Below are 12130 nucleotides of genomic sequence, written 5' to 3' on the forward strand. Positions count from 1 at the left end.
GAGCTTTCTCCTGTTGGTTTAGTCACCTTAAGCATACCGCTGATGCGGCTTGCTAGGGAGGAGGCTCAATGAGTATCAAGTCATTCCAAAGGACAAAAAACAAGTCATTCCAAAGGACAAAAAACAGTTGGTTTTTGCTCCTGCGTCGCTTATTTTAACCAACTATTTTTTGCCTCTTATTGAGGCGTTAGGGAGAGTAAAGTTGCGTCAGGAGTATCTAGATTCTGTTAATAGTTTTGAACCGTTTACACGAATGGTTCAAGACGGTCATAGTTCAGAAGATATTAAGAGCTCGGTGATTCATTTATTAACCCCTTTCGTTCAAGACATAGACTTTCTTGAAAAGAATGCGGTTTCCCTTTTGGCGAATGAGGCTACATGCATAGGTCAGCTGATGTCAAAGCCTCGATGGAAAACGCTTTTAGTTGACGCGTTTGAAGTTAGGAACTCCTCTTTAGATAAAGACAAACAAAAAGCAATTGATGTTATGGCTAATTTCGAGCCATCAATCAGGGAGGCCCAAGCAAAGTATTCACTGCAAATTATTTTTGAAAATATTCGAGAAGATTACGAACTTGATGAATATGCGTTTGAATTATTTAGAATAATAGGCGCATTAATAGAATCAGTTATACAGCCATTCCTAAGAGAGTATTATTGTTTACTTTTAATTTGCCATGATAGAGATTTTGATATTGCATCGGTGATAAAGTCGGATTTCGGACGTATCATAAATAATATTGAAGAGTTAAATTCATCTGATAGCTTTACGAAGCCATATCCGTGGGGAATTAGAATCAATCAATGGAGAAATATTGCACAGCATCACTCTTATAGCGTTTCAAATGATCTAGTATTAGCTGAATTTGGAAAGGGTAATAATTTAAAAAATATTGAATTGGAAAAGCATGAATTATTCAATTTATCGAAAGAGTTAATACGTCGATTAGGCGCGCTAAAATCTAGCCGAGAATTAACAATTTTAAATTATAACGAATCTATTATTCCCGCCCTTCCAAAAGTTGAGTCATTAAAGAATTATGGGGCTATTACTGAATTGGCTTCTTCATTTGCGACACAAGGCTTTAAGATGGTTAAATTTACTGATGAAGACAGACAGATTGAAGCTACTTTTATAGATTTGTCTGAACAAGTAACTTCTAATAGACAGATTCATTGCTCTCAATTTATAGTCCCTATAACTACCCGCTTTCCAGGTAGAAATGTAAAAGTCATTTGGACAAGTCAAATTACTAAAGGCAAAGTTACTTTTTCAGCCAAAAGGTATGATTTGAAAAAGATTATAACTCTCTCAAATCCATTGGCAGAATTAGCAAATGTGATGGTTTGGAAACACTCTCCCTAACAAGGGTTTTCAAGTCGGACAAATTACAGTTGGCTTTTTGTTCGTGCCTCACTTATTTTAGCCAACTGCAATTTGCCGCTTAAAACGGCGTTATCGAATATTCGATTGCCATACTTTTCCTAACACTAGTCGTCATTTTTAGAGTTTGGTTCTAGCTCATTTTTGTCCATAAATGATTTAGATTCCTTGATTGAAAAAGCCTAAATTCAGCTTTGAACTTGAGGCCGTTGAAGCCTTTTTTATAAAAGAGTGCGTGAGCTAGCCCGCTAGCTTTCGTGGTACAGGTCGTTCCTTGGCATCCTGCCATCACGACATTCGTGAATCCATTCACATCAGATGTACCATCGGAAGCGTTAGTATTTTCACTCTTTATTGCATGATGGGCCGAAGCAGTCTGCAAATGTAGGTCAAAGTTAAATCTGACCCCATGGCGACTTTTCGCAGCTGTTTTTTTGTAAAAAGCGAAAATGTTGCGGGCAGCTGGGCTAATTCTTTTATAAAGAGTAAAGAGGGAACAGCCGTTGGTTTCCTCTTGGTCTGGTGTGGTCGAAGCGCCACGACGTTAGCGGCCGTAGGCCGAAGGCCATAAGTACAAGATATAAAAAACAAAGCTGGATTCCGGCTCAAAAACATTGCCGGAATGACAAAGTATTTGGCCCGTGCAGTGTGGAACCTTGCGATCTTAAGCGTTAGTGATCGTAGGTCTATCTTAAATCCACTTTTGTCCAGAAATAAGTTAACTCATGTTCTTGTATAGCACTTTTCCATAGCGATCAATTAAGTTGAATCGAAGAGATAAAATTCAGGTGTAGATAAGCTAGGGAGTATCCAAAGCACGGATGTTTTGGTTAAGCCCACAAGGATGTGCTTGCGGCGTCTCACTGGATTATCTGCACTAAAGCCTGCGGCAGGTAATTAATAACATTGAATTAACGATTTAAAACAAACTAGTAGATATTAAATAGGTTGGGCATTATTCGGACGAAAGTTTAACTACCAGCCAATAATGGGCCACAAATAAGTTAGTTTTCTTGGCGTAGAAATGGATAAGTAAACTCTGAACTTGAGGACTTTGTGCTGCTCAACTAAATCCATAGACATCTTTTTACTTAAGGTAAAAAGGCCCTAAACCGGTTCCGTTCAGGCCTAAACCTGCCTAATTTACATCGTCTTTGTCTGAGTTAATAATCGATTAAGTCGAATTTAAGTTCACCAAAGCAAGGCTTATACAACAATCCCCAAGCCATAAGATGACTTGGGGATTGTTTTTGCTGTAAATATTTCTGCTGTAAATATTTGTAGTCTATATCTACTTGGCGTTAACGTTTCCGCTATTGCTTAGGCAACTTGCGACCATATATCAGTAAGTAAATTGCGGGGATAACAAATAGCGATAATAGCGGCGCAGTCACCATACCGCCGACCATAGGTGCGGCAATTTTTTGCATAACTTCATTGCCAGTACCGCTACCCCACATAATTGGCAGTAAACCAAAAAATATGGTGGCGACTGTCATGGCTTTAGGGCGAATTCGCATTACGGCACCCTCAACTAAGGCGGCAGTTAAATCCGCTCTACTGTGGTAGTTGCCGGCTTGTTTATAGGCCTTAATACTATTATTAAGGTATACCTGCATTACTACGCCAAACTCGGCTGCAACCCCAGCGAGGGCAATCATACCGACCGATACTGCAACGGAAAAGTTAAAATCCAGCCCATAAAGTAGCCATGCGCTACCTACCAATGAAAAAGGCAAACTTAGCATGATCACCGATGCTTGTATGACCGAATTAAATGTCATCATTAGCAGCATAAAAATCACCGCAATCATTAATGGGATCACCATTTTCATCTTAGCATCAACCCGCTGCATGTACTCGTATTGTCCCGCAAAGCTATAGTTGTAGCGCGGAGGCAGAGTAATTTGTTGCTTAAGTGCCTTTTCAGCCGCAACGATATATTCACCAATCGAAATGTCTTTGAGATCGACAAACACCCATGAGATCAGGCGGCCATTTTCACTGGCTAACATGGGGGCACCATCACTGATTTTGAGATCAGCTAAATAGCTTAAGGGTAAGTATTTCCCCGTTTTAGTCAGCACAGGTAAGTTTTTGAGTTTCTCGATATTATCTCGTAACTCTCGCGGATAACGTATGTTGATGGGATAGCGTTCTTGGCCTTGAATTGACTCACCAATGGTCATGCCACCAATAGCCATTTGCACTACATCTTGGATATCTTTTAAGGTCATGCCATAGCGTGCAGCATTTTTAAGATCTGGGGTAATATCAATATATCGCCCACCGCTACTGCGCTGTGAAAATGCTGACACTGTCCCAGGTAATTGGTTTACTACCGCTTCTATTTCAGCGCCAATACGTTGCAGTTCTTCGACATTCGACCCCGATATCTTTATGCCAACAGGTGTTCTCACCCCAGTAGATAACATATCGATACGAGTTTTAATCGGTTGCACCCAAGCATTGGTCATCCCTGGAATACGTACAGTTTTTTGCAGTTCTGCAATAATGCTTTCTAAGGTTACGCCATCACGCCATTCTGCTGTGGGTTTGAGCATAATAGTGGTTTCGAGCATGGTGAGCGGTGCAGGATCCGTTGCGGTAATAGCGCGGCCCACTTTGCCAAATACCCGTTTAACTTCGGGAACGGTTTTTATTAGTCGGTCGGTTTGCTGCAATATTTCTGCCGCTTTACCCGCGCTGACACTGGGCAATGTGGTTGGCATATAGAGCAGATCACCTTCTTCCAAGGTGGGCATAAATTCTGATCCCATCTGGCTTAATGGGTAGTAAGCACTGAATAGTACAATAATCGCCAATCCAATGGTGATTTTAGGGAAGTTCAGTACCCATTTAAGTAATGGCTGATAGATAGCAATCAATACCCGACTAATAGGGTTTTTACGCTCATCAGGGATTTTTCCTCGGACAAAATAGCCCATTAATACCGGAATTAAGGTGATTGCTAAGATTGCAGATGCGGCCATAGCAAAGGTTTTAGTAAAGGCCAGTGGATGGAATAAACGTCCTTCTTGCGCTTCAAGGGCAAAGACTGGAGTAAAGCTTAATGTAATGATCAATAAGCTGAAGAACAGTGCTGGGCCGACCTCAATTGAGGCTTCTTTTACCAGTTGCCAGTGATCTTCTCCCTCAGGAGCCTTACCGTGTTTTTGACGATAATGTTCTAAATGTTTATGAGTATTTTCGACCATCACAATAGAGGCATCAACCACAGCACCAATGGCAATGGCAATGCCGCCTAAGCTCATAATGTTGGCATTGACTCCAATAATATTCATGGCGATAAAGCTGACTAAAATTGAAATAGGTAAGGTGATAATCGCCACTAAGGTTGAGCGGGCATGCAGTAAAAACAGTAGGCAAATAAGCCCAACTACGAGCATTTCTTCAAGCACTTTATGGGTAAGGTTATCGACTGAGCGCAGGATTAAGTCTGAGCGGTCATAAGTGGTGACTAACTCGACACCATCAGGTAGTCCATTACTGATTTGCTCGAGTTTTTTCTTCACATTATTAATGGTTTCAAGGGCATTTTCACCGTAGCGCATTACGACAATGCCGCCGACGACTTCGCCTTTACCATCAAGCTCGGCAATGCCACGGCGCGCTGCCGGGCCGGTTCTTAATTGCGCGACATCTTTCATTAATACCGGCGTGCCGGTTTCGGACAAAATACCTAAGGGAATTTCAGCAAAGTCAGCAATGGTCTGGCGATAACCACTTGAGGTGATCATATATTCTGCTTCGGCCATTTCAATCACCGAGCCGCCAGTCGAACTATTGGAATTATCTAAGGCATTTTTAATGGTCATTAAGTCGATTTGATACAAAGCTAGCTTATGCGGGTCGACGACCACTTGATAAGTTTGTTCCATACCACCGACGGTAGCAACTTCAGATACTCCTGCAACACTTTGTAATTCAAGCTTTAAAAACCAATCTTGTAATGAACGTAATTGAGCTAAATCATATTGTCCGTTGCGATCGACTAAGGCGTATTGAAAAATCCAACCTACACCAGAAGCATCTGGCCCAATGCTTGGCGTAACGCCGGCAGGCAGTTGATCTTGGGTTTGAGACAAGTATTCTAATACCCGTGAACGTGCCCAATAAATGTCGGTGCCGTCTTCAAAAATGACGTACACAAATGAATCGCCAAACATTGAAAACCCACGCACCGTTTTAGCACCGGGCACGGCAAGCATGGCCGATGACAATGGATAGGTAATTTGATCTTCAACCAATTGCGGTGCTTGGCCTGGGTATGACGTTTTAACAATCACTTGCACATCGGATAAGTCGGGAAGCGCATCGAGTGGTGTCATGCGCATCGCTTGATAACCCACTAAGGCGATAACGGCCGTGAGTACCAACACCATAACGCGTTGTTTTATTGAAGCACTGATAATTTTTGCTAACATTGTTGTGCTCCTTTAGTGCTGGTGAGCATCTGTCGCAGTGGCGTTTATTGGCGCATTACTTAAACGCTGTAAACTGCCTTGAATACTGGCTTCTGAGTCCAATAAGAACTGCCCTGAAATAACCACTTTGTCATGTTCATTCAGTCCCTCTAAAATTTCGGCTCTACCGTCTGCCATCATACCAATTTTGACTGGCACCGAAGCAAAGCTGGTATCACTGCGCTGCACCACAATACGGTTCTCACGTCCGGTAAGAATCAGCGCTTCAGTTGGTACAGTGAGCACGTTATTTTTAGGCAAACCATATAAGGTCACATCCACTAAGCTACCGGGTCTAAGCTTGTCGTGATGATTATTCAGTTTGATCCGCACTCGCATTGCGCGGGTGACTGGGTCTAATTCGGGGTAGATGTAGTCAATGGTTGAGTCGATATCAAACAGTCCTTGCGCCGCGGCACTCACAGTGACTTTACGACCTTGTTGTAACCAATTTTGTTCGTTTTCAAACACATCTGCAATCACCCATACGCTGTCTAAATTAACGATTTCAAACAAGGTATCACCTGGCTGAATGTACATACCATCGCGAACGGTTAACTTACTGATAAAGCCATCTTGCGGAGCATAAAAAGGTACTTTAAAAATGGTTTCACCGGTTTTTTCTAAGTGCTTAATTACAGAGCTATCAACACCGAGTAGTTCTAAGCGTTTGCGTGCTTTGCGTAATAAACTACTGCCCCGTTTTGTATCTTGTTTAAGGTAGTCTTGTGCTTGGGAATAGTCGTCTTGGGCATTGACCAGTTCTGGCGAGTACAGCTCATATAAAAGTTGGCCCTTTTTTATTTGTTGTCCCACGTTATTTACCGTTAGCGTTTCTATCCACCCGGTTGCGCGTGTATGCACATGGCCAATTGCATTCTGGTTATATTCTACTGTGCCTATGGTGTTCACTTGGCGAGATAAGCTCGTTCTTTCGACGACATGACTTCGCATGCCTAATGCCTGCTGCATGCCGCCAGATACACCGACCACAATTTCTTGGCTTGGGTCTGTCACGGTCACTTTTTCAAGGTTCATACCACAGATAGGGCAAGTTCCAGGTGCATCGGATATCACATGTGGATGCATAGGACAGACATATTTTACATTGGTGCTATCGCTTTGATTGGCTGTCGGCATTAATTTAGCGACTAATGCGGGTTCAGGTTGACTAAACACCTTATCTGCTTGGCTTTTTTCTACAGAAGCAGCACTTTGCATGTTTGCCATTGGCGCCTGAGTGTCGTCAACTGTGGATTCTTCTTCCTCCTCTTTGACGACGAGAAACATATTACAAATTGGACAGGTTCCCTCTTTATCACTGATCACTTCAGGGTGCATCGGGCAAGTATAGGTTTTACCAGCTTGTACCTGATGCTGGGCATGATCGTGCTCTGCGCCATAAACGACAGGTGATGTCATAGTAATAGGGATTATTACCCCAACAAACGCGCCTAGTAGCACACTAGAAAGTGGTAATTTCTTCATAACAACCTCGATATTCATCATGACGATACTGACGATCGTCATGATGAGAAACACTAAAAACAATTATATTGAACGTACGCAATGCACAAGGATAATCAATTAAACTTGTTTGCTATGCTTTGTTCTACTGGGATAGCGTTTTGCATGTTTGTCATTGGATGCTGCATGTTTGCCATTGGATGATGAGTGTCGCCAGCGCTGGACTCAGCTTGCTCCTCTTTGACGACGAGGAACATATTGCAGATGGGACAGCGTCCCTCTTTATCGCTGATCACTTCAGGGTGCATCGGGCAAGTATAGGTTTGACTGGCTTGCGACTGATGCTGGGTATGATCGTGCTCTGCGCCATAAGCAACAGGTGATGTGAGAACTGCTGGGATGATGACACCAACGAATGCGCTTAATAGCACGCTAAAAAATGGTAAATTTTTCATAATAACCTCGATATTCATCATGATAATACTGACGATCGTCATGATGATAAACGCTAAAAAACAATAGTATTGACTGTGCTCAACGCACAAGAATGATCAATTGAATTAAGCGATAGGAGGGCGGAACGCAGGAGGGAAAGCGATTGATACACGGTTAACAACCATCGCAAGCGGTGCAGGATAGACCGGAATATTAAGCATCGCCAATGGCATATCAATTAGGTTAGCGGTAAACGAAATAGTCAAACAGTGGTTACAATCCGGACTACAAACACCTGAACCATTACAACAGCTGGTTTGCGGTAACGATGCAGCAATGGATTCATCCACATTATTGACAGCACTTGGCATATCATGGCAATTCTTCATTGCTCCGTGAATCATCGTTGTTGTGGTGTTGGTGTCAGTGTTAGCGGACATTTTTTGAGCCATTTCTGCATGGGCCATTGGCACCATCAAACTGTCATTAGTCAGCAACCCCTGTCCGACAAGTGCGAACAAAGTGATTATGATGATCCAATAGTTTGACTGCTTTGCTCTCATTTAGCCTTAACCAAGTCGTTTTATGGGGTTAGCTTAACAGACCTTTACTTCAGTAAACATCTTTCAAGTAATAACACATTATATTCATTAATCTGAAAATGATGATAACGCTTTTATGACCATTATCGTGTGATACACATTCCATTTCATTAATTTAGGGTCCACTTAGGTTTAAAACGGCATTATTTACCTTTTAGTTTGAGCCGATACCTGTTGCGCTTGAGCATATCAATCACCCAAATTAATCCACTGAAGGTTAACCATAAAGTGATAAATGCAAACATCATAATAGGGATGTTATTAAAACTGCCTTGATTGGTGTAATCCATAAAGTGCAGCATAAAAAATACATCGGCTAAACGTGTATGTTCATCACTGTGGCCGACGAGTCGACCCGACTGCGCTTCAATATACACGCTGGTGGTAATGTTATCGGCAAAGTTTATCTGCCAAGTGTCATTGTGCTGTTTTGGAAAGTCGTCTAATGGTGGGGTGAGTAAGCGAGTTGAACTGATTTCGGCCTCTCCGGAGTAGGACGCTTTGGCCAGCTGTTGTGCCATTGTGGTATCAATTACGACTGGGTTACCGTTATACGCATCAACTAAGGTGTAGTCATGGTTGAGATTATTGTATAAGCCTTTTTCATGGGTTAATAAGTAGTAAGGCTTACCTAATAAAGTCATGAGGTTCAGTGACACGCTAGGCTTAAACGTGGCCAAAATAGTGCTAGGTTCAAGCAAACGATGAGTTTCTATGACCACGTCAGCGTGAGTATCGTTAAGATGAGTCCGTCCTTGGGCTTTATTGTGATCCATGAGATTAAAATACAGGCCGCTGATTAACCATAGCAGTAACTGGATCCCTACAATGACAGATGCCCATTTATGCAGTTTTCTGACCCAAAGCATTAGGTAACCCCACTGTGTTTACGCTTACTCAACATAGGCTTGCGTTTGTTTGTAGTACGACGTAATACCCTGAAATACGTCAAGGTTAACCCGCTAACGGCAGCTAAAGTTGAGAACAGAGCTATCCAGAATAATAATTGATTATCGATTTCTTCAGCATCGCCATAATCCATCACATGAAAGCGAAACATCCAGTCGAATAAACGCCAAAATGCATGGCGCTTTGCTACTACTAATCCGCTGTCAGCAGAGATATAAATTGATGGTGCGGAAAAGTGGTCGAAATTAATTCGCCACGCAGGTAAGTGGCGAGCACTAAGTTCAAAAGGCGGATTATCGGTCAGTAAACTCACGTCGGTAATAGGCTCATTACCAAGGTAATAATATTGGGCTAATGCAATGGCTGTTGTTTGATTAAGTGGCGATAAACGTTCCCCTGTTTGGGCATTTAGCATTAGCTGCTGAGTTGCTGTTTTGGTTGGAATGGAAAAGCGATATACGTCTTGTTGCATCAGTTTACCGACGCTTATTTGCTCAGCTTTAGGGTAAGTTTGTAACAGTTTTGCCAATGAATACTCTAGTTTATCGGGGTTGATTTTTGTCTGGGGGTTACTGATCAGCGAATCACCATGAATATAGTCAATATGCATAAACACCATATATGTTCCTGTCACTGACCAAATAACGAACTGTAGCCCGAGAAAAAGCATTAGCCATTTATGGAGTGTTCTTGCAGTTTTATGCATTCAAATTAACCTTATTATTTTTGTTGTTGGTTTGGTTAAAAAGCGTTTTATGCGAGTCAATCAGGCTTTAAATGACCATCGAGTTAGCATTAGCGGTTAAGTGACTCACAGTTTGCAGCAATTTATGTTAATCGTGAAGCTAAACAAGTGCTGTCAACGGACGACAATAGCCGTACCTTTATCAAAGAAAATGCATTGACTTAAATTTGCTGTGGTTAATATTTTGCCTTAAGTGTTATCAGCCGCTAGCCAAGGGCGAAGGCTTATAGCCGTAGTCAAATTAGGTGGCATTTAACTCATTTTGTCGCTGAGCATTATCTTTATTGACCGCTTGGTTAACTAAATTTAGTCATCGATATTTATTTCGGTCATGTATGTGCAAAAGTCGAGACCTAGCTCGCACTTTAGACATTTTTTAGATAAATAATTCTCAAAATAGCGACTAAAATCAATTTTATAATTTCGAATAATCCTAAACTAGACTTATAAATATTAGAAATTCCTTTTTTGCTATTACGGAGATTGAACAATGAACTGGCGTGCACTATTTAAACCAAGCGCGAAGTACTCGATTATTGCCCTTATAGTGGTTGGTGTAATAGTGGGTGTCGTAGGTTATTTCACAACACAACAAACTTTGCATGCAACAAGTACCGATGCTTTTTGTATGACATGTCACCGTGACCATTCGTTAAGAGATGAGGTTATGGCGTCAGCTCATGGTGGTGGTAGAGCCGGTGTCACAGTGCAATGTCAAGATTGTCATTTACCACATGGCCCATTTGATTATTTAGTTAAAAAAATTATTGTTTCTAAAGATTTAATTGGTTTAATGACCATTGATGGCTTTATGACGCAAGAATGGTTAGATGAAAACCGTAAAGAACAAGCTGATTTAGCATTAGAATACTTTCGCGGTAATGATTCAGCTAACTGTCGCCATTGCCACACTCGAATTTATGAAGATCAGCCAGATACGATGAAGAAAATGGCCGTAAGAATGCACAGTATGAACTTTAAAAAAGCACCAGAAGACAGAAAGACCTGTGTCGATTGTCACAAAGGTGTCGCGCATCCTTATCCTAAAAAGTAATGTGCCGATATTGTTAACTAAAAAACCTCGTTAAATAACGAGGTTTTTTTATACCAATGGTTCAGCTTCTCGGCGTTTGATTATTTGTTGATGCTGTTAATAAGCGGGCTAGAGTGCTGTGAATGATACTGCTCAAATAGCGCAAATACTCCCCAAAGCAAAATCGCCCGATAATGTGACGCAGGCTTGTTGTTACGGGGATTTTTTAAGAATGTGATGAGTACTAGTAGCAGGTGCATCACCGCGGTAATGCAGGCTAATACATTAATAAAGAGCAAAACGTCTGCGCTGAAAATAAACCAGCCGTAAGCCACCAAACACCACATCGACAAAGTAGCCGCTTTACCAATAAGTACAATATCGTTTATTGATATCGGCATTGACTTAATCGGCCGATAATTCGGTATTGTTCGGCTGGTATTGGTACAGTCGATAACATACTTGACCTGCCTTTTTTTCTTTTAAGGCAACCCAGGTAGCTGGCACATTGAATGAGGTCAATTCTGATTCGGTTTCGAGATAAATTTGTGCATTGGGGTTTAACCATTGATGTTGCATCAATAACTCAATGGTGTTGTTTACTAAATCTTTACGAAACGGCGGATCGATAAACACCATATCAAATCCTGTTGTAGTGCCTTTTGCAAGTATTTGTAAACTATCGCCATTAATAACCTGTGCATTTTGGCATTGCAGGGTGGCAAGATTTTGTTTTAGCTGATTAGCCGCATTTTTTTGCAGTTCAATCATGGTTGCAAAGCTGGCATAACGGGATAAAGCTTCGAGGGATAATGCGCCACTGCCAGCGAAGCAATCAAGTACTCTGGCGCCACGAATATCGTTAGCAAGCCAATTAAATAAGGTCTCGCGCACACGATCGGTTGTTGGGCGTAAACCTTCAAGATCATGTATGGGTAGCTTTCGAGATCGCCATTGACCTGAAATAATCCGCACCTGACCGCTGCTGGTATTTTTTTTAGCCATCTCATCCTCGTGATTTTGCCTGAACAAAGAAAAAAGAAAGTGGTAGACTATGCCACAATCTGA

The 12130-nt window shown here is 41.7% G+C and carries 9 protein-coding genes and 1 pseudogene; 2 read left to right on the top strand and 8 right to left on the bottom strand.

Features of this window, described 5'->3' with window-relative positions:
- Window positions 1-127: 127 nt before the first annotated feature.
- On the top strand, window positions 128-1366 hold the full coding sequence (locus GW828_RS10765) for a hypothetical protein (RefSeq protein WP_273058959.1): 1239 nt from the start codon (window positions 128-130) through the stop codon (window positions 1364-1366).
- 1331 nt (window positions 1367-2697) lie between these two features.
- Here the strand turns inward: GW828_RS10765 and GW828_RS10770 are convergent.
- The 6 genes and pseudogenes from GW828_RS10770 to GW828_RS10795 form a co-directional block, all read right to left on the bottom strand.
- Window positions 2698-5832 carry an efflux RND transporter permease subunit gene (locus GW828_RS10770; protein WP_124017391.1) on the bottom strand — a complete coding sequence of 1045 codons (3135 nt, stop codon included), beginning with the start codon at window positions 5830-5832 and terminating at the stop codon, window positions 2698-2700.
- A 12-nt stretch (window positions 5833-5844) separates the two neighbouring features.
- The gene (locus tag GW828_RS10775; protein ID WP_182697690.1) at window positions 5845-7359 is read right to left on the bottom strand and encodes an efflux RND transporter periplasmic adaptor subunit; all 1515 of its coding nucleotides are present in this window, start codon (window positions 7357-7359) and stop codon (window positions 5845-5847) included.
- Window positions 7360-7573: 214 nt separating this feature from the next.
- Window positions 7574-7793: pseudogene (locus tag GW828_RS10780) on the bottom strand (heavy metal-binding domain-containing protein); the annotation flags it as partial.
- Between the two features lie 105 nt (window positions 7794-7898).
- A complete protein-coding gene (locus GW828_RS10785) occupies window positions 7899-8270 on the bottom strand; it encodes a hypothetical protein (protein WP_273058957.1) in 372 nt (123 codons plus the stop codon).
- Window positions 8271-8518: 248 nt separating this feature from the next.
- Window positions 8519-9244: a hypothetical protein gene (locus tag GW828_RS10790; protein ID WP_273058955.1), complete on the bottom strand. Its 726-nt coding sequence runs from the start codon at window positions 9242-9244 to the stop codon at window positions 8519-8521.
- Window positions 9244-9990, bottom strand: coding sequence for a PepSY domain-containing protein (locus GW828_RS10795; protein ID WP_273058953.1), 747 nt, complete (start codon window positions 9988-9990; stop codon window positions 9244-9246). The genes GW828_RS10790 and GW828_RS10795 overlap by 1 nt, the downstream gene beginning before the upstream one ends.
- A 529-nt stretch (window positions 9991-10519) precedes the next feature.
- Here GW828_RS10795 and GW828_RS10800 point away from each other — a divergent pair.
- Window positions 10520-11083, top strand: a complete 564-nt coding sequence (locus tag GW828_RS10800; RefSeq protein WP_124017396.1) for a NapC/NirT family cytochrome c — start codon at window positions 10520-10522, stop codon at window positions 11081-11083.
- 80 nt (window positions 11084-11163) lie between these two features.
- Here the strand turns inward: GW828_RS10800 and GW828_RS10805 are convergent, their stop codons facing one another.
- Both GW828_RS10805 and rsmD read right to left on the bottom strand, forming a co-directional pair.
- Complete coding sequence (locus tag GW828_RS10805; protein WP_273058951.1) at window positions 11164-11463, bottom strand: hypothetical protein; 300 nt, start codon at window positions 11461-11463, stop codon at window positions 11164-11166.
- A 4-nt stretch (window positions 11464-11467) separates the two neighbouring features.
- On the bottom strand, window positions 11468-12067 hold the full coding sequence (gene rsmD / locus GW828_RS10810; protein ID WP_273058949.1) for a 16S rRNA (guanine(966)-N(2))-methyltransferase RsmD: 600 nt from the start codon (window positions 12065-12067) through the stop codon (window positions 11468-11470).
- Between the last annotated feature and the right edge of the window lie 63 nt (window positions 12068-12130).

This window comes from Shewanella vesiculosa (assembly GCF_009994065.1).
Taxonomy (GTDB): domain Bacteria; phylum Pseudomonadota; class Gammaproteobacteria; order Enterobacterales; family Shewanellaceae; genus Shewanella; species Shewanella vesiculosa.